Origin of the sequence: Pseudomonas sp. Root569 (assembly GCF_001427465.1) — a bacterium.
GTDB lineage: Bacteria > Pseudomonadota > Gammaproteobacteria > Pseudomonadales > Pseudomonadaceae > Aquipseudomonas > Aquipseudomonas synxantha.
The window spans coordinates 62,842-83,884 of record NZ_LMGQ01000023.1 but is presented as its reverse complement, the minus strand read 5'-3'; the positions used below and the strand labels follow the sequence as shown (position 1 = coordinate 83,884).

20 protein-coding genes are annotated in these 21,043 nt (G+C 60.9%); 12 read left to right on the top strand and 8 right to left on the bottom strand.

The annotated features are described in order from the left end of the window. Positions 1-2: 2 nt before the first annotated feature. The 3 genes from ASD70_RS15935 to ASD70_RS15925 form a co-directional block, all read right to left on the bottom strand. On the bottom strand, positions 3-1,901 hold the full coding sequence (locus ASD70_RS15935) for a PhoX family protein (protein ID WP_056846901.1): 1,899 nt from the start codon (positions 1,899-1,901) through the stop codon (positions 3-5). 79 nt (positions 1,902-1,980) lie between these two features. Further along, positions 1,981-2,745, bottom strand: coding sequence for a TOBE domain-containing protein (locus ASD70_RS15930; protein WP_056847036.1), 765 nt, complete (start codon positions 2,743-2,745; stop codon positions 1,981-1,983). Between the two features lie 57 nt (positions 2,746-2,802). Further along, positions 2,803-3,540 (bottom strand): ComF family protein, encoded by a 738-nt coding sequence (locus tag ASD70_RS15925; RefSeq protein WP_056846900.1) that lies wholly within the window; start codon positions 3,538-3,540, stop codon positions 2,803-2,805. Between the two features lie 91 nt (positions 3,541-3,631). Between ASD70_RS15925 and bioB the strand changes: the two genes are divergently transcribed. The 6 genes from bioB (at position 3,632) to ASD70_RS15895 (ending at position 8,539) form a co-directional block, all read left to right on the top strand. Continuing rightward, positions 3,632-4,687 carry a biotin synthase BioB gene (gene bioB / locus ASD70_RS15920; RefSeq protein ID WP_043049742.1) on the top strand — a complete coding sequence of 352 codons (1,056 nt, stop codon included), beginning with the start codon at positions 3,632-3,634 and terminating at the stop codon, positions 4,685-4,687. A gap of 76 nt (positions 4,688-4,763) precedes the next feature. Next, positions 4,764-5,945, top strand: a complete 1,182-nt coding sequence (gene bioF / locus ASD70_RS15915; protein ID WP_046069819.1) for an 8-amino-7-oxononanoate synthase — start codon at positions 4,764-4,766, stop codon at positions 5,943-5,945. After that, complete coding sequence (locus ASD70_RS15910) at positions 5,938-6,669, top strand: alpha/beta fold hydrolase (RefSeq protein ID WP_056846899.1); 732 nt, start codon at positions 5,938-5,940, stop codon at positions 6,667-6,669. Before bioF ends, ASD70_RS15910 begins: the two co-directional genes overlap by 8 nt. Beyond that, entirely contained in the window at positions 6,662-7,474 is an 813-nt protein-coding gene (gene bioC, locus ASD70_RS15905; RefSeq protein ID WP_056846898.1) for a malonyl-ACP O-methyltransferase BioC, read from the top strand. Before ASD70_RS15910 ends, bioC begins: the two co-directional genes overlap by 8 nt. Next, positions 7,471-8,151, top strand: coding sequence for a dethiobiotin synthase (gene bioD, locus ASD70_RS15900; RefSeq protein WP_056846897.1), 681 nt, complete (start codon positions 7,471-7,473; stop codon positions 8,149-8,151). Before bioC ends, bioD begins: the two co-directional genes overlap by 4 nt. Positions 8,152-8,257: 106 nt before the next feature. Further along, on the top strand, positions 8,258-8,539 hold the full coding sequence (locus tag ASD70_RS15895) for a hypothetical protein (protein WP_046069815.1): 282 nt from the start codon (positions 8,258-8,260) through the stop codon (positions 8,537-8,539). Positions 8,540-8,694: 155 nt separating this feature from the next. Here ASD70_RS15895 and ASD70_RS29735 read toward each other — a convergent pair whose 3' ends face one another. Continuing rightward, positions 8,695-8,823: a hypothetical protein gene (locus tag ASD70_RS29735; protein WP_267896698.1), complete on the bottom strand. Its 129-nt coding sequence runs from the start codon at positions 8,821-8,823 to the stop codon at positions 8,695-8,697. Between the two features lie 52 nt (positions 8,824-8,875). Here ASD70_RS29735 and ASD70_RS15890 point away from each other — a divergent pair, with 52 nt between their 5' ends. From ASD70_RS15890 to ASD70_RS15875, 4 genes are all read left to right on the top strand, one after another. Further along, a complete protein-coding gene (locus ASD70_RS15890; protein WP_043049735.1) occupies positions 8,876-10,681 on the top strand; it encodes a phenylacyl-CoA dehydrogenase in 1,806 nt (601 codons plus the stop codon). A 206-nt stretch (positions 10,682-10,887) separates the two neighbouring features. Further along, the gene (locus tag ASD70_RS15885; RefSeq protein WP_056846896.1) at positions 10,888-12,177 is read left to right on the top strand and encodes a GGDEF domain-containing protein; all 1,290 of its coding nucleotides are present in this window, start codon (positions 10,888-10,890) and stop codon (positions 12,175-12,177) included. A gap of 90 nt (positions 12,178-12,267) precedes the next feature. Beyond that, the gene (locus ASD70_RS15880; RefSeq protein WP_046069813.1) at positions 12,268-14,040 is read left to right on the top strand and encodes an acyl-CoA dehydrogenase C-terminal domain-containing protein; all 1,773 of its coding nucleotides are present in this window, start codon (positions 12,268-12,270) and stop codon (positions 14,038-14,040) included. Between the two features lie 119 nt (positions 14,041-14,159). Then, positions 14,160-15,938, top strand: a complete 1,779-nt coding sequence (locus ASD70_RS15875) for an acyl-CoA dehydrogenase C-terminal domain-containing protein (RefSeq protein WP_056846895.1) — start codon at positions 14,160-14,162, stop codon at positions 15,936-15,938. 226 nt (positions 15,939-16,164) lie between these two features. Here the strand turns inward: ASD70_RS15875 and ASD70_RS15870 are convergent, their stop codons facing one another. Continuing rightward, complete coding sequence (locus ASD70_RS15870; protein WP_046069811.1) at positions 16,165-17,064, bottom strand: LysR family transcriptional regulator; 900 nt, start codon at positions 17,062-17,064, stop codon at positions 16,165-16,167. A 209-nt stretch (positions 17,065-17,273) separates the two neighbouring features. On the opposite strand from ASD70_RS15870, the gene ASD70_RS15865 reads away from it, so the two are divergent. Both ASD70_RS15865 and ASD70_RS28425 read left to right on the top strand, forming a co-directional pair. Then, positions 17,274-18,542 carry an aspartate aminotransferase family protein gene (locus tag ASD70_RS15865; protein ID WP_056846894.1) on the top strand — a complete coding sequence of 423 codons (1,269 nt, stop codon included), beginning with the start codon at positions 17,274-17,276 and terminating at the stop codon, positions 18,540-18,542. 183 nt (positions 18,543-18,725) lie between these two features. Next, positions 18,726-18,884 carry a YqaE/Pmp3 family membrane protein gene (locus tag ASD70_RS28425; protein WP_003194776.1) on the top strand — a complete coding sequence of 53 codons (159 nt, stop codon included), beginning with the start codon at positions 18,726-18,728 and terminating at the stop codon, positions 18,882-18,884. A 5-nt stretch (positions 18,885-18,889) separates the two neighbouring features. On the opposite strand, the gene pqqE is transcribed toward ASD70_RS28425, so the two are convergent. Genes pqqE through pqqC form a run of 3 tightly spaced genes read right to left on the bottom strand, consistent with a single transcriptional unit; the run spans position 18,890 to position 21,037 of the window. Further along, positions 18,890-20,020 (bottom strand): pyrroloquinoline quinone biosynthesis protein PqqE, encoded by a 1,131-nt coding sequence (gene pqqE, locus ASD70_RS15860; RefSeq protein WP_046069809.1) that lies wholly within the window; start codon positions 20,018-20,020, stop codon positions 18,890-18,892. Beyond that, a complete protein-coding gene (gene pqqD, locus ASD70_RS15855) occupies positions 20,013-20,288 on the bottom strand; it encodes a pyrroloquinoline quinone biosynthesis peptide chaperone PqqD (protein ID WP_046069808.1) in 276 nt (91 codons plus the stop codon). Before pqqD ends, pqqE begins: the two co-directional genes overlap by 8 nt. Continuing rightward, entirely contained in the window at positions 20,285-21,037 is a 753-nt protein-coding gene (gene pqqC, locus ASD70_RS15850) for a pyrroloquinoline-quinone synthase PqqC (RefSeq protein WP_046069807.1), read from the bottom strand. Before pqqC ends, pqqD begins: the two co-directional genes overlap by 4 nt. Positions 21,038-21,043: the final 6 nt, after the last annotated feature.

The window sequence follows — 21,043 nt, the reverse complement described above, 5'->3', positions numbered from 1 at the left end:
TGTCAGGCGCCGACAACCCCACCATCATCCCGCCGAATCGCCACTACCGACGAACGCGGCTTGCCATTGGGCAAATGCTCCGGCCAGGTCGAACCACCGGTTTCCCCCGGATGCTGAATCCCCACAAACAAGGTTTTCTGATCCGGCGCAAAGCTGATTCCTGTCACCTCACACGCCACCGGCCCAACCATGAAACGGCGGATTTCACCGGTGCTCGGGTCGGCACACAGCATTTGGTTATTGCCCATGCCGGCAAAGTCGCCGGCGTTGCTGTAGTCGCCATCGGTCAGGATCCACAGGCGCCCCGCTTTGTCGAAACCCAGGCCGTCGGGGCTATTGAACATGTTCTGAGGGCTGATATTGGATGAACCGCCCTTCGGCGTACCGGCGTGCACGCCCGGGTTGCCGGCTACCACGAACAAGTCCCAGGTGAAGTCCGTGGCACCGTGGTTATCGGCGTTGGCCTTCCAGCGCAGGATCTGGCCGTAGACGTTCTTCTCCCGTGGGTTGGGCCCGCCCACCGGCTGGCCGTCTTCGCCGCGTTTGGCGTTGTTGGTCAGGGTGCAATAGACCTGGCCGTCGGTGGGGCTGACCACGATCCATTCCGGGCGGTCCATGCGCGTGGCTTTCACTACGCTGGCGGCCAGGCGCGCATGGATCAGCACCTCGGCCTGGTTGGCGAAACCGCTGCTGGCGTCGATGCCGTTTTTGCCATGGGTGAGTTCAACCCATTGACCTTTGCCTTTGGGATGATCGGCATCGCCGTCGCCCGCGTCGAAGATGGCCACGTACAAGGTGCCGTGGTCGAGCAGGTCTTTATTGGCTTTCGGATTGTCGTGGTTGATCTGATCGCGGCTGACGAATTTGTAGATGAACTCACCGCGCTCATCGTCGCCCATGTACACCACGGCGCGGCCGTCGCGGGTCTCGGCGAGGGCGGCGTTTTCGTGCTTGAAGCGACCCAGCGCCGTGCGCTTGACCGGAGTGGATTGCGGATCGAATGGGTCGATTTCCACCACCCAGCCATGACGATTGAGTTCATTGGGGTTCTTGGCCATGTCGAAACGTGGGTCGTGCGGGTGCCAGTTGATGTCTTTGCTGGCGGCTACCACACCGTAGCGCTTCTGCCCGGCGTCGAAAGCCTGCTGCGGGTTGTTGCTGCCGAAACAGTCGGTGAAGTTTTCTTCGCAGGTCAGGTAGGTGCCCCATGGGGTCTTGCCGTTGGCGCAGTTCTGGAACGTGCCGAGGACTTTTTTGCCGCTTTTGTCGGCGCGGGTTTTCAGCCAATCATGGCCGGCGGCGGGGCCGCTCAAGCGGATCGGTGAATTGCCGTGGATGCGCCGGTTGTAGCGAGAGTCCTGAACGAACTGCCAGGTGTCGCCCTTGCGCCGCACTTCGATGACCGACACGCCTTCGCTGGCCAGGGCCTTGCGTACGTCTTCAGCCGACTGCGGTGCACCGCCGTGGGCGAAGAGGTAGCGGTAGTTGGTGTACTCGTTGTTGATCGCCATCAGCGCGCGGTTGTTGTCGCCCGGGAAGGGAAACAGGCTCATGCCGTCGTTGTGGTCGCCGAACTGTTGTTCCTGCGCCTTGGCCGTACCATTGCCGGACGGGTCGAAAGCCGGCGCGTTCTTGCGCAATGGCTGGCCCCAACTGATCAGCACCGAAGCGCTGTAGCCAGGGGGCAGGGTGATGGTGTCGCTGGTGGCGGCGGCGATGCTGGTGAAGCCCAGCAACGGGCTGGCAGAGGCGGCGTTCACAGCCAGGGCGCTGCGGCTCAACAGGTTGCCACCCAGGAACATCGCCGCGCCGCACAGGGCGCCTGCGCCGATAAAGCGACGACGGGTGAGGCCGACCATCTGTTCAAGGTCGGTGGCTTGGTTTTCTTCTAATAGGCTCATCTCAGGCTCCCTGCGGTTTTTGCAGACACCTTAAGCAGCGCTTGTGACCAAATTGTTGCAGTTCGAAGACTTTGGCCCGCTATACCGGCGTGCCAAGCAACACATTGCTGGGGGCGAATTGCACGCGGATCGGTTGGCCCTCGGCAGCGTCAAGGGCCTGGAGTGCAGCGGGCGGTGCCAGCGCGCATAGCACCTGGCCGTTAGGCAGGGCGACACGCACCTCACTGGGGCCATCTTCGGCGTCGAGAATCGTCTCGATCACACCGACCATGCAATTGTGTCCAGGTGTTTCAGGTTGCCCGATCGCCAGCAACTCGAGCCACCCGGCCTTGATCAGGGCGACCACCTCCACGCCGATCTGCAGTTCCAGTCGTTGGGTGCTGTCGTGGGTGATCTGTGCGTCCAGATGCAGGCCGCCGGCCAACTGCAGGCCAATCATGTCATTGCGCCCATGGCTGTCGATGGCGCTGACCTGGCCGTGCAATTGGTTGCGCGCACTGGTGCGCAGCATCAAGCGGCCCAGCAGGTTGAAGTCGCTGGCCGCTTCGTCCGAGCCGAGTACTTCGGCCTGCAACACTTGCAGGCGCTGATAGAGGCGCAACACCCGTTCACCTTCTTGCGTCAGCTTGGCGCCGCCGCCACCCTTGCCGCCGACGCTGCGTTCAACCAGCGGTTTTTGCGCCAGGTTGTTCAGTTCGTCGATGGCGTCCCAAGCAGCCTTGTAACTCAACCCGGCGCTTTTGGCCGCACGGGTGATGGAACCCTGCTCGGCGATATGCCCCAGCAAGGCAATGCGCTGGGGGCGACGGATGATGTGCTGGTTGAGGGGGTTGGGCAGGGACATGGGCATACGTCTGGATGAGATGAGCGGACGTTGCCGTCCTGGCGCAGGGGAGTCAAGTCAGACGCTGGACCTTGGTGTACGTGCCAGGCAATAGACGTCGACTTGGCGTGCGCCGGCACCTATCAACAGCCGCGCCAGGCTGTGGGCCGTGGCGCCCGTGGTGAGTACGTCGTCTACCAACGCCAGATGTTGCCCTGCTACGTGGGCGTCGGGTGCCAGGGCAAAAGCGTTGAGCAGGTTGCGTTTGCGGGCCTTGGCATCCAGGTCTTGCTGCGCGACGGTTTCATAAGGGCGTAATAACGCATGTTCATGATAGGGAATCTCGAGGGCTTTACTGAGCCAGCGGGCCACCATCAACGCTTGGTTAAAGCCGCGCTCGCGCAGGCGTTTGCGGGCCATGGGCACCGGCAGCAGGCCGTCGGGTCGGTCGAGTTCAGCGTTGTCGAAGCGGTGTTGCAGGTGTTGCCCCAGCAGGCGTGCCAGCATGTGCCCCAGCGGCCAACGGCCCTGGTGCTTGAAGCGGCTGATGAGGGTGTCGATGGGAAAGCTATAGGTCCATGGCGCGACGACCTGATTGAAAGCGGGTGAATGCCTCTGGCACTGCCCGCAGATCAAGCCATCCATCGGCAAGGGTAGGGCGCAGCGTTCACACTGCTCCATTAGCCAAGGTAAGTCTGTTTCGCAGACGTTGCATATATGTTCGGCTGACTGAGTGCTTTCATCGCAAATCAGGCAGGGCTGTATGTTTTTTGACCAGATGTAAACTTGGCGTTTGTGATCAGGTTGACAGTGCATGATTCTTCCTTAAATATGCCGGCATCCGTGTCGTGCCTGTGGGTATTGCCCTTCCCGCAGCGCTTGCCAAAGCATAATCAAGGAATCGCCCATGAGCGCCAGCACCTCTGCCACCCTGCGTCACGATTGGTCCTTAGCCGAAGTCAAAGCCCTGTTCGTGCAGCCATTCAATGACCTGTTGTTCCAGGCGCAGACCGTGCACCGCGCGCATTTCGACGCCAACCGCGTGCAGGTATCGACCTTGCTGTCGATCAAGACCGGCGCCTGCCCGGAAGATTGCAAATATTGTCCGCAGTCGGGCCACTACAACACCGGCCTGGAAAAAGAAAAGCTGATGGAAGTGCAGAAGGTCCTCGAAGAGGCTGCCCGCGCCAAGGCCATCGGCTCGACGCGTTTCTGCATGGGCGCGGCGTGGAAACACCCGTCGGCCAAGGACATGCCCTACGTGTTGGAGATGGTCAAAGGCGTGAAGGCCATGGGCCTGGAAACCTGCATGACCCTCGGGCGCCTCGACCAGGACCAGACAGAAGCCCTGGCCCAGGCCGGCCTGGATTACTACAACCACAACCTCGATACCTCGCCGGAGTTCTACGGCTCGATCATCACCACCCGCACCTACGGCGAGCGCCTGCAAACCCTGGCCTATGTGCGTGATTCGGGGATGAAGATCTGCTCGGGCGGCATCCTCGGCATGGGTGAGTCCCTTGACGACCGCGCCAATCTGCTGATCCAGTTGGCCAATCTGCCCGAGCACCCGGAGTCGGTGCCGATCAACATGCTGGTGAAGGTTGCCGGCACGCCGTTGGAGAACGCCGACGACATCGACCCCTTTGATTTCATCCGCATGCTGGCGGTGGCACGCATCCTCATGCCGAAATCCCACGTGCGCCTGTCCGCCGGCCGCGAGGCCATGAACGAGCAGATGCAGGCCCTGGCGTTCTTTGCCGGCGCCAACTCGATCTTCTACGGCGACAAACTGCTGACCACCGCCAACCCGCAGGCCGACAAGGACATGCAACTGTTTGCACGCCTGGGCATCCTGCCTGAAGCTCGCGAAGAGCACGCCGATGAAGTGCACCAGGCGGCGATCGAGCAGGCGCTGGTGGAGCAAAAGAGCAGCGAGCAGTTCTACAACGCTGTCGTCTGATTGAAATGGGATCCCAATGTGGGGGGCTTGCTCCCACATTATTTGATCCAGTTGAACCCGCCAAATCGAGGCCAGCATGTCTTTTGATCTCGCCGCACGCCTCGCTGCCCGCCGTGCCGAACATCTATACCGTCAACGCCCGCTGCTGCAGAGCCCTCAAGGGCCAGAAGTGGTGGTGGATGGCCAGCCATTGTTGGCGTTCTGCAATAACGATTACCTGGGCCTGGCCAATCACCCGCAGGTGATCGAGGCCTGGCGCGCCGGAGCGGCCCGTTGGGGCGTGGGCGGTGGCGCTTCGCATCTGGTGGTGGGCCACGCCACGCCGCACCATGAGTTGGAAGAAGCCCTGGCTGATTTGACCGGGCGCCCGCGTGCACTGCTGTTCACTACTGGCTATATGGCCAACCTCGGCGCGGTCACGGCATTGGTGGGGCAGGGCGATACGGTGCTGCAAGATCGCCTCAACCACGCGTCATTGCTGGATGCCGGCTTGCTGTCCGGGGCGCGTTTCAATCGCTACCTGCATAACGACGCCGACAGCCTGGCCAAGCGCCTGGAGAAGGCCAGCGGCAATACGCTGGTGGTCACTGATGGCGTGTTCAGCATGGACGGCGACCTGGCCAACCTCCCCGCACTGGCCCGTGAAGCCAAGGCCAGAGGTGCCTGGCTGATGGTGGATGACGCCCATGGCTTCGGTCCGTTGGGCGCCCAGGGCGGTGGCATCGTCGAGCATTTCGGCTTGAGCCAGGAGGACGTGCCGGTGCTGGTTGGCACCTTGGGCAAAGCCTTCGGCACCGCCGGGGCATTTGTGGCCGGCAGCGAGGAGTTGATCGAAAGCCTGATCCAGTTTGCCCGCCCGTATATCTACACCACCAGCCAACCCCCGGCACTGGCCTGCGCCACCCTGAAAAGCCTGGAGCTGTTGCGCCATGAACATTGGCGCCGCGAGCACCTCAACGGGTTGATCCGCCAGTTCCGCCAGGGCGCCGAGCAGATGGGCCTGGCGTTGATGGACAGCTTTACGCCGATCCAGCCGATCCTGATTGGCGACAGCGCCCGGGCGTTGCGCCTGTCGCAAATGCTGCGCGAGCGTGGCCTGATGGTAACTGCGATCCGCCCGCCTACGGTGCCCGCCGGTACCGCCCGTTTACGGGTGACATTAACGGCGGCCCACAGCGAGGCGCAGGTGCAGCTATTGTTAAACGGGTTGGAAGAGTGTTTCCGCTTGTTAGGCGCCTCGGAGCCCGACCATGCGTAATCGACTGATATTGCTGCCCGGCTGGGGGCTTGGTGTGTCACCGCTGGAGCCGCTGGCCACTGCACTGCACGGCCTGAATGAGCATCTGCGGGTACAGATCGAGCCTTTGCCGGTGCTGGATTCCAGTGATGTGGGTGAATGGCTCGACGAGCTCGATGCGACGCTGCCGGACAACGTCTGGCTCGGTGGTTGGTCCCTCGGCGGCATGCTCGCTTCAGAGCTGGCGGCGCGGCGCGGCGAGCGTTGCTGCGGTTTGCTGACCCTGGCGAGCAATCCGTGTTTCGTCGCCCATGACAGCTGGCCCCACGGGATGCCGGCCGAGACCTTTGATGCATTCCTGGCGGGCTGCCATGCCGACTCCCAGGTCACCCTCAAGCGCTTCGGCCTGCTGTGCGCCAAGGGCGCCGCAGACCCCCGCGGACTGTCGCGGCTGCTGGTCAGCGGTGCGCCGAATACACCCCCCAGTGTCTTGATGCCTGGCCTGGAATTGCTGGCCCAACTGGATACCCGAGCCGCCTTGCAGGCATTTCGCGGGCCGCAGTTGCATTTGTTTGCCGGCTTGGATGGGCTGGTGCCTGCCGAAGCCGCCAGTGCCCTGCTGGCATTGCTCCCCGATGTAGAAGTCGGCCTGATTGAACAGGCCGGTCACGCGTTTCTCCTGGAAGACCCCCACGGTGTAGCAGGGGCCATCCAGGCTTTTTTGCATGAGTGTGTTGATGACTGATTTATCCCATCCTTGCCTGCCGGGCGCCTTGCCGGACAAGCGTCAGGTCGCGGCCTCGTTTTCCCGTGCAGCGGCCAGCTACGACAGCGTGGCCGAGTTGCAGCGGGCGGTGGGGCATGAATTGCTCAGCCGTTTGCCGCCCAACCTTTCGCCACAATGCTGGCTGGATATGGGCTGCGGCACGGGCTACTTCAGCCGGGTACTGGGTGAGCGTTTGCCTGCAAGCGAAGGCATCGCGCTGGATATCGCCGAAGGCATGCTCAACCATGCGCGGCCTTTGGGCGGTGCGCAGCACTTTATTGCCGGTGATGCGGAACGCTTGCCGCTTAAGGCTGACAGCATCGAATTGCTCTTTTCCAGCCTTGCGGTGCAATGGTGCGCAAATTTCGATGCAGTACTCAGTGAAGCTCATCGCGTACTGCGACCGGGCGGTGTGCTGGCCTTCGCGAGCCTGTGCACAGGCACGCTGGATGAACTGCGCGAAAGCTGGCGGGCGGCGGATGGCCTGGTCCACGTCAACCGCTTCCGCACCTTCGAGGCTTATCAACAACTGTGTGCGACCAGTGGCTTGCGGGTGATGAGCCTGGAGCGACAGCCCCATGTGCTGCATTACCCGGATGTGCGCAGCCTGACCCACGAGCTCAAGGCGTTGGGCGCCCATAACCTCAACCCGGGCCGCCCGGGAGGGTTGACGGGTCGCGCACGAATGGTGGCACTGGTCGAGGCTTACGAGCAGTTGCGCCAGGCCCATGGCCTGCCTGCCACCTACCAAGTGGTGTATGCCGTATTGGAGAAACCTGCATGAGCGCCGCTTATTTCGTCACCGGCACCGACACCGATGTGGGCAAGACCACTATCGCGGCTGGACTGCTGCATGCCGCCAGGCTGGCAGGTAAAAGTACCGCAGCCGGAAAGCCGGTGGCGTCGGGCTGCCAACAGACTGCCCAAGGGTTGCGCAACACCGATGCCTTGGCGCTGTTGGCCGAATGTTCAGTGCCGCTGAGCTATGCCGAGGTCAACCCGGTAGCATTCGAGCCGGCTATCGCGCCTCATCTGGCCGCACGCGAGGCGGGTGTCGCGTTGACGGTGCAATCGTTGCTCAAGCCGATGCACCAAGTCCTGGCCCGTGGGGCGGATTTCACCTTGATCGAGGGCGCGGGCGGGTGGCGCGTCCCCTTGGCTGACCAGGCCAACCTGTCGGACCTGGCCATGGCGCTCAAGCTGCCAGTGATCCTGGTGGTTGGGGTGCGCCTGGGTTGTATCAGCCATGCATTGCTCACCGCCGAAGCCATCGCACGGGACGGCTTGCCGCTGGCCGGTTGGGTGGCGAATATCATCGACCCTAAGACCTCTCGTCTGGAAGAAAACCTCGCCACCCTGGCTGAGCGCTTGCCGGCGCCTTGCTTGGGAAGAGTGCCGAAACTCAAGCACGCCGGGGCGGCTGCAGTGGCCGAATACCTTGAATTGGACCTGCTTGACTGATTTTGGCTATCACTAAGGCAATGTGCCATTAGTGTTTTTGACGGGCCTTTTGACAGGATGTCTGCTTCAATCCAACTTCACGATTCTCTAAAGGCAGGTTTACGCCATGGAAATCTCTGGCAGCAGCGCGTTTTATTCCGGCCTGAACAGCATTCAGGCCGGGCAGAACCGTGTCGACCAGGCGGCCGGCAAGATTGCCAGCGCCGCGACGACCCAGCCATCGGGTGCACAAAGTGATCGTCTGCAAGCCAGCGACCGCGCCCAGCCATCCAATTCGGCGAGCAATATGGTGGAAATGGCCCAGGGCAAGTTTCAAGTGGAGCTGGGGGCGAAAGTCGCGAAGGCTTCGAATGAAATGCTCGGTACCTTGATCGACACCTACGCCTGATCCTCTTTCATGTACGTAGTTCAAAATGTGGGAGGGGGCTTGCCCCCGATAGGGCTGTGTCAGTTACAAAAGTACTGACTGACATTCCGCTATCGGGAGCAAGCCCCCTCCCACCTTTTTCTCTTGCCTAGCCCTGATCACTCTCTGCACTCAATTTAGCGTGGCGTCTTGCCGCGGGCCTTGCCGTGCCTGGCGATGACCTGCATCAAGACAAACGGCATCCGGCCGATGCTTGACAACCCTTGGTCGTAAACGTATGTTTCAAACACCTGTTTGACCGCCATAACAAATCCACGCGGTTGTTCATCCCAGATACATCAGCAGAGGTTTATCGCTATGCCTGACTACAAGGCCCCCTTGCGTGATATTCGCTTCGTTCGTGACGAACTGCTCGGTTATGAAGCGCACTATCAGAGCCTGCCGGCGTGCCAGGACGCTACCCCGGACATGGTTGACGCCATCCTCGAAGAAGGCGCCAAGTTCTGTGAGCAAGTACTGGCACCGTTGAACCGCGTGGGCGACATCGAAGGGTGTACCTGGAGTGAGTCAGGCGTTAAAACCCCTACCGGCTTCAAAGAAGCCTACAAGCAATTCGTCGAAGGCGGCTGGCCAAGCCTGGCCCACGATGTGGAGCACGGCGGCCAAGGCCTGCCGGAGTCCCTGGGCCTGGCGGTGAGCGAAATGGTGGGGGCCGCAAACTGGTCGTGGGGCATGTACCCGGGCCTGTCCCATGGTGCGATGAACACAATTTCCGAGCACGGCACCCCAGAGCAGCAAGAGGCTTACCTGACCAAGCTGGTGTCGGGCGAGTGGACCGGCACCATGTGCCTGACCGAGCCGCACTGCGGCACCGACCTTGGCATGTTGCGCACCAAGGCCGAGCCTCAGGCCGACGGTTCCTACAAAGTCTCCGGTACCAAGATCTTCATCTCGGCCGGTGAACACGACATGGCCGACAACATCGTCCATATCGTACTGGCCCGCCTGCCGGATGCACCGGCCGGCACCAAGGGCATCTCGCTGTTTATCGTGCCCAAGTTCCTGCCCAACGCCGATGGTTCGGTGGGCGAGCGCAATGCGGTGACCTGTGGCTCCCTGGAACACAAGATGGGTATCCACGGCAACGCCACCTGCGTGATGAATTTCGACGCGGCCACCGGTTTCCTGATCGGCCCGGCGAACAAAGGCCTGAACTGCATGTTCACCTTCATGAACACCGCTCGCCTGGGGACTGCGCTGCAGGGCCTGTCCCACGCCGAGATCGGCTTCCAGGGCGGCTTGAAATATGCACGTGATCGCTTGCAGATGCGCTCCCTGACTGGCCCGAAAGCACCGGACAAAGCCGCCGACCCGATCATCGTGCACCCTGACGTGCGCCGCATGCTGCTGACCATGAAAGCCTTCGCCGAAGGCAACCGTGCGATGGTGTACTTCACTGCCAAGCAAGTAGACATCGTCAAGTACGGCACCGACGACGAAGCCAAGAAACAGGCCGACGGCTTGCTGGCTTTCATGACTCCGATCGCCAAGGCGTTCATGACCGAAGTCGGTTTTGAATCGGCCAACCACGGCGTGCAGATCTACGGCGGCCACGGCTTCATCGCCGAGTGGGGCATGGAGCAGAACGTTCGCGACAGCCGCATTTCGATGCTGTACGAAGGCACCACCGGCATCCAGGCACTGGACTTGCTCGGCCGTAAAGTGCTCATGACTCAGGGCGAAGCGCTCAAGGGTTTCACCAAGATCGTGCACAAGTTCTGCCAGGCCAACGAAGGTAACGAGGCTGTCAAAGAGTTCGTTGCACCGCTGGCGGCATTGAACAAAGAATGGGGCGAGTTGACCATGAAGGTCGGCATGGCTGCGATGAAAGACCGTGAAGAAGTCGGTGCCGCGTCGGTGGACTACCTGATGTATTCCGGGTATGCGTGCCTGGCTTACTTCTGGGCCGACATGGCACGCCTGGCTGCCGAGAAGCTGGCTGCCGGCACCACCGAAGAAGCGTTCTACACTGCCAAGTTGCAGACCGCGCGCTTCTACTTCCAGCGCATCCTGCCGCGTACCCGCACCCACGTAGCAACCATGCTGTCGGGCGCCAGCAACCTGATGGACATGAAAGAAGAAGACTTCGGCCTGGCTTACTAAGCCTTCCGGCAGCCTTCTGAAAACCGCCGCCTCCCTTGGGAGTCGGCGGTTTTTTATGGCCGGTTAAAAAAACCGCGTACAGCACTCAGGGATTGGGAGCGCCTGCCGTTAAAGTGATGGCAATGTGATACATGGTCGGTCGGTTGTGCTTAACTGATCGCATAGAGGCACAGTGCTATTATTTTTTGCGGGTCGGAGTTTTACCCTTGTCACGCGTGTCTGCGCTACGTTTAAGCCACTTCCTACCCTCGCTGCTGTTATTGCTGGCTGGGCTTTCGGCTGCGTACGTCAAGGACCTCAGTGTCTTCTTCACCTCGTTGTTCAACGTGCTGCCCACCCTGGTCTTGCTGCTGGGCGGTGCCTACTGTGCGGTGTATCGACGCCAGCGTGAACTGTTCCTGATGATCACGGTGTACGTTGCCTATTACCTGCTGGATACTCAGACCGATTTCTATCGCGACAATGGCCGCGTGCGCGAAGACGCTGCGGTGGTGTTTCACCTGTGTTGCTTGTTGTTGCCGTTGCTGTTCAGCATTTACGCGCTGTGGCAGGAGAAGACCCATTTGTTCAGTGACTTCATCGCACGCGCCGCGGTGTTACTGGCGGTAGGCAGCGTGGCATTGGCTCTGGAGCAAAGTTTCCCCCAGGCGCTACTTAACTGGCTGGCGGAGATTCGCTGGCCGGCGCTGCATGGCACCTGGATGAGCCTGATCCAACTCTCATACCCCATGTTCCTGATCGGCTTTCTCACCCTGGCCGCACAGTACTGGTACCAGCCGCGCCCGCTGCACGCGGCGCAACTGGTGGGATTGCTGGGGATGTTCTGGATGTTGCCGCAAACCTTCATCCTGCCGTTCACCCTTAACATCATGTGCAGCCAGGTGATGCTGATGATCGCCGCCGGTGTGGCTCACGAGGCCTATCAAATGGCATTTCGCGACGAGCTGACCGGCTTGCCCGGGCGACGGGCTCTCAACGAGCGCATGCAGCGGCTGGGGCGCAGCTATGTGCTGGCGATGAGCGACGTGGATCACTTCAAGCGTTTCAACGACACCCATGGTCATGACGTGGGAGACCAGGTGTTGCGCCTGGTGGCGAGCAAGTTGTCCAAGGTCAGCGGCGGCGGGCGAGCCTACCGGTATGGCGGTGAAGAGTTTGCCGTGGTGTTTGCCGGCAAGACCCTGGATGAATGCATGCCGCATCTGGAGGAGATCCGCGAGATCATCGCCGGCTACGCTATCAAGTTGCGCAACGCGGACCGCCCCCATGACGACCATCAAGGCCGCCAGCGGCGTGCTGGCAGCGGTGCATCCAGTGTGTCGGTGACGGTCAGCATCGGTGTGGCTGAGCGCCAGGCCGATCAGCGCAGCCCCGAGGAAGTGCTCAAGTCCGCCGACCAGGCGTTGTACGCCGCCAAGGGCGCGGGGCGTAACTGTGTGGTCGCGGCCGGCCAAACCCGACGTGGCGCGGTACGTATGGAAAGCGCTGCCGGTTGAGTAATGGCGCTGTATTCAGCAGCGCTACAGTGATTGTCCACAGGCGGTGCCGGCAGTAGCTTGAAAGCATCTGCTGCCGGAGACATTGCCATGCCTGAGTACAAAGCTCCCTTGCGCGACATGCGCTTTCTGATCGACAACGTGTTCGATTTCCACGGCCATTACGCGGCCCTGGGCGCAACGGACGCCAGCCCGGACATGGTAAGTGCGATCCTTGAGGAGGGCGCGAAGTTTTGCGAAAACGTGCTCGCGCCACTCAACCGCAGTGGCGATGAAGAGGGCTGCCATTTCGACAATGGCGTGGTGACCACACCCAAGGGCTTCAAGGAAGCCTTCGCCCAATACGTGGCAGGCGGCTGGCACGGCGTGGCGGCGGACCCGGCCTACGGTGGCCAGGGCTTGCCCCATTCCCTGGGCCTGGTGCTGAGCGAGATGATCGGTTCCAGCAATACCTCTTGGGGCATGTACCCGGGCCTGACCCATGGCGCAATGTCGGCCATCCAGGCCCACGGTACCGACGAACAGAAAGCCACCTACCTGACCAAGCTCACCGCTGGCGAATGGACCGGCACCATGTGCTTGACCGAAGCCCACTGCGGCACCGACCTGGGCCTGATCAAGACCCGTGCCGTGCCCCAGGCCGATGGCAGTTATGCAATCACCGGCAGCAAGATCTTCATCTCGGCCGGTGAGCATGACATGAGCGCCAATATCATCCACCTGGTGTTGGCCAAGTTGCCGGACGCGCCTGCGGGTACCAAGGGGATTTCGCTGTTTATCGTGCCCAAGTTCCATGCCGACTCGGGTGAGCGCAACGCAGTGCACTGCGGCTCCATCGAACACAAGATGGGCATCAAGGCTTCGGCCACGTGCGTGCTGAATTTCGATGGCGCCAAGGGTTTTTTGATCGGCGAGGCGAACAAGGGCCTCAACTGCATGTTCACCATGATGAACCACGCCCGCCTGGGCACCGGCATGCAGGGCCTGTGCAATGGCGAAGCAAGCTTCCAGGGCGCGATCAAATACGCCAGTGAACGCCTGCAAATGCGCTCGCTGACCGGCGCCAAGGCCCCGGAGAAGGCTGCTGACCCGATCATCGTGCATGCCGATGTACGCCGCATGCTGCTGACCATGAAAGCCTTTAACGAGGGCAACCGCGCACTGACCTACTTCACCGCGCAACTGCTCGATACTGCTCATCTGGGCAGCGACGCCGGCCAACGCCAGGAGGCCGAAGACTTGTTGGCCTTCCTTACGCCGATCTGCAAGGCCTTCATGACCGAAACCGGTCTGGAGGTGACCAACCATGGCATGCAGGTATTTGGCGGCCATGGCTATATTCGTGAGTGGGGCATGGAGCAACTGGCGCGCGATGCGCGGATTGCGCCGATCTATGAAGGCACCAACGGTATCCAGGCCCTCGATTTGCTGGGGCGCAAAGTGCTGGGTAGCCAAGGCAAATTGCTGCGCGGGTTTACCAAGATCGTGCATAAGTTCTGTGGCGCGCAGGCCGAGCATCCGCAATTCAGGGCTCATGTGACGCAGCTCAATCAGCTCAATCAGGAGTGGGGTGAGTTGACAACCAAAGTCGGGATGGCGGCGATGAAGAATCCTGACGAAGTGGGTGCGGCAGCAATGGATTACCTGATGTACAGCGGCTATATCATCCTGGCTTACCTGTGGTTGCGCATGGCGATTGCCGCCCAGTCCCAGGACGATGCCGCGTTCACCCAGGCCAAGCTGGCCACCTGCGATTTCTACTTCAAGCGTCTGCTGCCGCGTACCACCACCCACCGCGCCGCCGTGGAAGCGGGCAGTGAATGCCTGATGAGTCTGTCCGGGTCGGCATTCCAGCTGGAGTGACTTAAAAATACCTGTCGGTCACAAGTGGACCCTATGTGTCTTAAAAGTTGTTCGGGTACACTCGGAGCTTGTAAAACCGATCCTATCGAATCACTTTTCACGTTCTCACGAGGTTTGCCATGGCTGATTACAAAGCGCCGTTGCGTGATATGCGCTTCGTCCTCAACGAAGTTTTTGAGGTCGCCAAGACTTGGGCCCAGTTGCCGGCGTTGGCAGACAGCGTTGATGCCGAAACCGTTGAGGCGATCCTCGAAGAAGCCGGCAAAGTCACCGCCAAATCCATCGCCCCCCTCAGCCGCGGCGGCGATGAGCAAGGCTGCCAGTGGAAGGACAGCGCAGTCAGTACCCCGGACGGCTTCCCCCAGGCCTACAGCACTTATGCCGAAGGCGGTTGGGTGGGCGTGGGCGGCGACCCGACCTATGGCGGCATGGGCATGCCCAAGGCGGTGTCGGCGCAGGTCGAAGAAATGATCAACTCGTCGAGCCTGGCATTCGGCCTGTACCCCATGCTGACTTCCGGCGCCTGTGTATCGATCAACACTCACGCCAGTGAAGCGCTCAAGGCGGCCTACCTGCCGAAGATGTATTCCGGTGAGTGGGCCGGTTCCATGTGCTTGACCGAAGCCCATGCCGGCACTGACCTGGGGATGATCCGCACCAAGGCCGAGCCTCAGGTAGACGGTTCCTACAAAGTCAGCGGCACCAAGATCTTCATCACCGGTGGCGAACACGATCTGACCGAAAACATCATCCATCTGGTGCTGGCCAAGCTGCCGGATGCACCGGCCGGGCCCAAGGGCATCTCGCTGTTCCTGGTGCCGAAGTTCCTGGTCAATGCCGACGGCAGCCTGGGTGCGCGTAACCCGGTGACCTGCGGTTCGATTGAACACAAGATGGGCATTCAGGCGTCCGCGACCTGCGTGATGAATTTCGACGAGGCCGTGGGTTACCTGGTGGGCGAGCCTAACCGTGGCCTGGCGGCGATGTTCACCATGATGAACTATGAGCGCCTGGGGGTGGGGATCCAGGGCTTGGCTTCCGGCGAGCGCTCTTATCAGAACGCGATTGAATATGCCCGTGATCGCCTGCAGAGCCGCTCCCCGCTGGGGGCACAGGCCAAGGACAAAGTGGCAGATCCGATCATCGTGCATCCGGATGTGCGCCGCATGCTGCTGACCATGAAGGCGGCGAACGAAGGCGGCCGGGCGTTCTCCACCTACGTGGCGACGCAGCTGGACATCGCCAAGTTCAGTGACGATGCAGCTGCTCGGGAGCGCGCGGATAATCTGGTGGCGTTGCTGACCCCCGTTGCCAAGGCCTTCCTTACGGACCTGGGCCTGGAAACCACCGTGCTCGGACAGCAAGTATTCGGCGGCCATGGCTACATCCGCGAGTGGGGCCAGGAGCAGTTGGTGCGTGACGTGCGCATCACCCAGATCTACGAAGGCACCAACGGCATTCAGGCTCTGGATTTGATGGGCCGTAAGATCGTTGGCAGCGGCGGTGCTTTCTACACCCTGTTCGCCGATGAGATCCGCCAATTCGTCACTGAGTCGGGTCCAGAGTTGGCCGAGTTCACCAAGCCGCTCAGCGCTGCGGTGGATAACCTGGATGAATTGACGGCGTGGGTGCTGGATCGCGCTAAGCACAATCCGAATGAAATCGGTGCGGCGTCGGTGGAGTACCTGCATGCGTTCGGCTACATGGCCTACGCCTACATGTGGGCGCGCATGGCCAAGGCCGCGTTGGGCAAGGAGACAGAGGAAGCGTTCTACGCCAGCAAACTGGGTACCGCACGTTTCTACTTTGCCCGCTTGTTGCCGCGTATCCACTCATTGAGTGCGTCGGTAAAAGCCGGTAGCGAATCGCTGTTCCTGATGGATGAGGCCCTGTTCTAAGGGCAGGGAGGCCGTGTAAGCATTCTCTTACATGACGTACTGCTATTCGTCCTCTATCGCCAAATTGGATCCATGGCTAATCTACTTCACATGGACGTCGCGCAGGAAGCGCAAAGCAACAACACGGACACGTAGGATTCTGCCAGGACGGCGGAGTGAAATGGATGTCAGGGAAACAGTCTGCAAAGCCCCGCTTCGGCGGGGTTTTCTTTTGCCCGCGAAAAAGTCAGGCGCTTGCCCGAGGGGCATTCATCACGTCTTCGAGCAAGGTGCGCAGCAACGCCACCGTCGCCTGCTGGCGCTGCACATCGCGGCACACCAAGCCTACTTTCAGCGCCACCCTGGGTTCACTCAAGGGTTTCCATAGCAGCGCCTTGCTGTTGTGTTCGTCCTGGGAGCGGCCCGGCAGTACCGTCGCCAGCCGAGTGTGGGGCAGGCTGTCGAGAATGCCCACCATGGTATTGAGTTCGGCCTGCACCTGCGGACGCCGCCCCAGGTTAGCCAACTGGCCCTGCCAGATCTGCCTGACTTGAAACTCTTCCCCCAGCAGCAACATCGGCAACTCGGCTGCCTGTTTCAACGAGACTTTCTTGAATTCGCGCAGCGGATGGTCCTCGGGAATCACCACCTTCAACTCATCTTCGTACAGCAACACGCCGTGCAGGCCCGGCTGACGTGGCGGCAGGTAGCTGATGCCAATGTCGAGGGCACCGTTGAGCAACCGGCGCTCGATCTCAAGCCCAGTCAATTCGTAGATCTGCACCACCAGATGGGGCTGGGCCTTACGCACGCGCTCGAGCATCTGCGGCACCAGGCTGGTGTGCACGGTTTGCAGCACGCCGATGGCCAGGGTGCGCATGGCCTGGCCCTTGAAGTTGCGCAGCGCCTCGACGGCTTGCTGCATGCCATCAATGAGCGGCAGTGCATGGTTGTAAAGGGTATGCGCCGCCAGCGTCGGTAACAGGCGCTTACTGCTGCGTTCGAACAGACTCACGTCGAGGTTCTGCTCCAGTTGGCGAATCTGTTGCGACAAGGCTGGCTGGGATATCGACAGGCGCTCCGCGGCGCGGCCTACGTGGCCCTCTTCATACACCGCGACGAAATAACGCAGTTGCTTGAAATCCATAAGATTTACTTATCAAAAAAGCTGGAAAATCGAAATGGCCGTTGGCCCCGCAGACGCCTAGTCTAGCGCCTATTCGCAGGGCTTACAGGGCCGGATCGGACAATGAACAGCGTTTGTATTGATAGCGTTTGCATAGGCAAGGCAAAAAACCTCCATGTGGATTGGCCAGGCTATTCCGACCAAGGTCTGGTTGCCATCGGAGCTGACTTGTGAGCCTGTTCAACATACGCCGGCCGGTGCCGAGCCTTGACGATCTGATCCTGGATCCACCGCACGACAACCGTTCCACTGAATCTCTGATGCCCACCGTGGCGCGCCCACCTCAGGTGTTTGTGCGTGGCCAGGGCTCGTGGCTGTGGGACAGCGAAGAGAGTGCCTACCTGGATTTCAGCCAAGGCAATGCTGCCAATAGTCTCGGCCATAGCCCACAGGTGCTGATCAAGGCGCTGGGCGAGCAAACCCATGCGCTGATCAACCCCGGCAATGGCCTGCACAATAGCGTCCAACTCAATCTCGTCGAGCGTCTTTGCCGGCACACCGGCAGCGACCAGGCTTACTTGCTCAACAGCGGCGCGGAAGCCTGCGAGGCGGCGATCAAGCTGGCGCGCAAATGGGGGCAGCTGCATCGCGGGGGAGCCTATCGCATTATCAGCGCGAGCAACGGTTGCCATGGCCATAGCTTCGCTGCCCTGGCGGCTTCGGCAGGTCTATCGGATAACCGCTTCGAACCACAACTGCCAGGCTTCAGCCACGTCCCTTTCAACGATCTTCCCGCCCTGCATGCCGCGGTGGATGCCCAGACGGTGGCTATCCTGCTGGAACCGATCCAGAGCGAAGCCGGCGTGATCCCTGCAACCGAGCACTACCTCAAGGGCGTCGAGCGGCTGTGTCGCGAACTGGGGATCCTGCTGATCCTCGACGAAGTGCAAACCGGTATCGGTCGTTGCGGCACCTTGCTCGCCGAACAACAGTACGGTGTACGCGCCGACATCATCGCCCTGGGCAAAGGCCTGGGCGGCGGTATGCCATTGGCGGCGTTGCTGGCGCGGGGCCAAGCCTGTTGCTTTGATGTGGGGGAATTGGGCGGCTCCCACCATGGTAATGCGCTGATGGCCGCGGCTGGGTTGGCTGTGACCGATACGGTGCTGGGACACGGCTTTTTAGAGCACGTACGTGAGTCGGGCTGTTACCTGGGCGAAGGTCTCGCCCGCCTGGCCTATCGCTACGACCACGGCCCATTGCGCGGAAATGGCCTGATGTGGGGGCTGACGTTATCGGATGATTCTGCGGATGCGGTGGTAAAGGCCGCCTTGCAGGAGGGACTGATCCTCAACGCGCCGCAACCCGACTGTTTGCGCTTCACCCCGGCACTGACGATAAGCAAAGGCAACATCGACGAAATGCTCCAGCGCCTGGCCCGCGCCTTTTCACGGGTGCGTACTGCCCAAGTGCAATGTCGCAAGGGCATTGCCGTTTAACCCTGTATTTCAGAACCGTCTCGCGGCATACGCGGCGCCTCCAGCCTGATTCTTTTGGTTGGGGGCGTTTTTTTGTCTGCTCAATAAAGGATGGCGCAGTGCCAGATCCCACTGAACCCTCACGAACCCCCAAGGTCGATTAGCTACACGGCTCACAGGAGCCGATTTTTATGGAGCTGACTCATGGACATCATTCGTATCATCATCGCCATTCTGCTGCCGCCACTGGGTGTGTTCCTGCAAGTAGGTTTCGGCGGCGCCTTCTGGCTGAATATCCTGCTGACCCTGTGCGGTTACTTCCCTGGCATCATTCACGCGGTGTACATCATCGCCAAGCGTTGAGGCCCTCAGCCTTTTGCAATGAGCCGTGAGTTGCGCTCATTGCGAAAGGCCAGTTGCTCGATGGTCAGGGTGGCGTGTTCGGCTTCTTCCCGCGCCTGAAGGATGATGCTGTGCTGCTCGGACTTGCTGCACACCGGGTCGGCATTGCTGGCATCACCGGTAAGCATGAACGCCTGGCAACGGCAGCCGCCGAAGTCCTTTTCCTTTTCATCGCATGAACGGCACGGCTCGGGCATCCAGTCGTAGCCACGAAAGCGATTGAAGCCAAACGATTCGTACCAGATGTGCTGCATGCTGTGGTCGCGCACATTGGGAAATTGCACCGGCATCTGTCGAGCACCGTGACAGGGTAGGGCAGTGCCGTCCGGTGTCACGGTCAGAAAGATGCTGCCCCAGCCGTTCATGCAGGCTTTCGGGCGTTCCTCGTAATAGTCCGGCGTCACGAAGATCAGCTTGCACGGGTGCCCTTCGGCTTCCAGTTTGGCGCGATATTCGTTGGTGATGCGTTCGGCGCGCACCAGTTGTTCCCGGGTCGGCAACAAGCCCACGCGATTGAGCTGCGCCCAGCCATAGAACTGGCAAGTGGCGAGCTCGACAAAATCTGCCTCCAGCGCAATACACAGCTCGATGATGCGGTCGATCTTGTCGATATTGTGCCGGTGGGTAACGAAGTTCAGCACCATGGGGTAGCCATGTGCTTTCACTGCGCGGGCCATTTCCAGCTTTTGCGCGAAGGCTTTTTTCGAACCGGCCAGCAGGTTGTTCACCTGTTCGTCGCTGGCCTGGAAGCTGATCTGGATGTGGTCCAGGCCAGCTTTCTTGAAGTCGCTGATCTTTTGCTCGGTCAAGCCGATGCCGGAGGTGATCAAGTTGGTGTAGAAGCCCAGCTTGCGAGCTTCAGCGATCAGCTCGGCCAAGTCCTGTCGCACCAGCGGCTCACCGCCGGAGAAACCCAACTGCGCGGCGCCCATCTCGCGGGCTTCGCGAAACACCTTGATCCATTGCTCGGTGCTCAGCTCCTTGCCCTGCTCGGCAAAATCCAGCGGGTTGGAGCAATAGGGGCACTGCAATGGGCAGCGGTAAGTCAGCTCGGCCAGCAACCACAGCGGTAAGCCGATCTCTGGTTTTTCAGGCAAGGGTAATCCAGTGCTCTGCACGGGCGACCTCCATGAATTGCTCGATATCTTCACCGAGCTCAGGCACACCGGGGAATTGCTTGTCCAGTTCGGCGATGATCGCTGCCACGTCGCGCTCGCCATCGATCAGGCCACCGATCAATGCGGCGCTGTCGTTGAGCTTGATCATGCCTTCAGGGTAGAGCAATACATGGCCTTTCTGCGCGGGTTCGTACTGGTAGCGATAGCCCTGGCGCCAGGTCGGTTTCTTGCTGCGATCAAAGCTCATAGGGTGATCCCTTTATGCCAGACCCGCTGCTCGGTCACGCTGTGATAGGGCGGGCGTTTGAGTTCGTAGGCCATGCTCATGGCATCGAGCATGCTCCACAGGATGTCCAGTTTGAACTGCAGGATTTCCAGCATGCGCTCCTGGCCTTCACGGGTAGTGTAGTGCTGCAGGGTAATCGCCAGGCCGTGTTCCACGTCGCGACGGGCCTGGCCCAGGCGGGTGCGGAAGTATTCGTAGCCGGCCGGGTCGATCCACGGGTAATGCTGCGGCCAGCTGTCGAGGCGTGACTGGTGGATCTGCGGTGCAAACAGCTCAGTCAGTGAACTGCTGGCGGCTTCCTGCCAGCTGGCGCGGCGGGCGAAGTTGACGTAGGCGTCCACTGCGAAGCGTACGCCGGGCAGCACCAGTTCCTGGGAGCGCAGTTGGTCCGGGTCGAGGCCCACGGCCTGGCCCAGGCGCAGCCAGGCTTCGATACCGCCGTCTTCACCCGGGGCGCCGTCGTGGTCGAGCAGGCGCTGGATCCACTCGCGGCGGATCTCCCGGTCCGGGCAGTTGGCCAGGATCGCGGCGTCCTTCAGCGGGATATTCACCTGATAGTAGAAGCGGTTGGCAACCCAGCCCTGGATCTGTTCGCGGGTGGCACGGCCTTCGTACATCGCCACATGATAGGGGTGATGGATATGGTAGAAGGCGCCCTTGGCCCGCAGGGCTGCTTCGAATTCAGCCGTGGTCAACGCTGTATCAGTCATTTCGGT

Excerpts from the sequence above, each read along its gene's own strand:
- ASD70_RS15925 (WP_056846900.1), bottom strand. The coding sequence starts at position 3,540 with ATGCACTGTCAACCTGATCACAAACGCCAAGTTTACATCTGGTCAAAA.
- ASD70_RS15880 (WP_046069813.1), top strand. The coding sequence starts at position 12,268 with ATGCCTGAGTACAAAGCTCCCTTGCGCGACATGCGCTTTCTGATCGAC.
- bioC (WP_056846898.1), top strand. The coding sequence starts at position 6,662 with ATGACTGATTTATCCCATCCTTGCCTGCCGGGCGCCTTGCCGGACAAG.
- ASD70_RS15870 (WP_046069811.1), bottom strand. The coding sequence starts at position 17,064 with ATGGATTTCAAGCAACTGCGTTATTTCGTCGCGGTGTATGAAGAGGGC.
- ASD70_RS15930 (WP_056847036.1), bottom strand. The coding sequence starts at position 2,745 with ATGTCCCTGCCCAACCCCCTCAACCAGCACATCATCCGTCGCCCCCAG.
- bioB (WP_043049742.1), top strand. The coding sequence starts at position 3,632 with ATGAGCGCCAGCACCTCTGCCACCCTGCGTCACGATTGGTCCTTAGCC.
- ASD70_RS15890 (WP_043049735.1), top strand. The coding sequence starts at position 8,876 with ATGCCTGACTACAAGGCCCCCTTGCGTGATATTCGCTTCGTTCGTGAC.
- ASD70_RS15895 (WP_046069815.1), top strand. The coding sequence starts at position 8,258 with ATGGAAATCTCTGGCAGCAGCGCGTTTTATTCCGGCCTGAACAGCATT.
- ASD70_RS15875 (WP_056846895.1), top strand. The coding sequence starts at position 14,160 with ATGGCTGATTACAAAGCGCCGTTGCGTGATATGCGCTTCGTCCTCAAC.
- ASD70_RS15910 (WP_056846899.1), top strand. The coding sequence starts at position 5,938 with ATGCGTAATCGACTGATATTGCTGCCCGGCTGGGGGCTTGGTGTGTCA.
- ASD70_RS15935 (WP_056846901.1), bottom strand. The coding sequence starts at position 1,901 with ATGAGCCTATTAGAAGAAAACCAAGCCACCGACCTTGAACAGATGGTC.
- bioD (WP_056846897.1), top strand. The coding sequence starts at position 7,471 with ATGAGCGCCGCTTATTTCGTCACCGGCACCGACACCGATGTGGGCAAG.
- ASD70_RS29735 (WP_267896698.1), bottom strand. The coding sequence starts at position 8,823 with ATGGCGGTCAAACAGGTGTTTGAAACATACGTTTACGACCAAGGGTTG.
- bioF (WP_046069819.1), top strand. The coding sequence starts at position 4,764 with ATGTCTTTTGATCTCGCCGCACGCCTCGCTGCCCGCCGTGCCGAACAT.
- ASD70_RS28425 (WP_003194776.1), top strand. The coding sequence starts at position 18,726 with ATGGACATCATTCGTATCATCATCGCCATTCTGCTGCCGCCACTGGGT.
- pqqD (WP_046069808.1), bottom strand. The coding sequence starts at position 20,288 with ATGAGCTTTGATCGCAGCAAGAAACCGACCTGGCGCCAGGGCTATCGC.
- pqqC (WP_046069807.1), bottom strand. The coding sequence starts at position 21,037 with ATGACTGATACAGCGTTGACCACGGCTGAATTCGAAGCAGCCCTGCGG.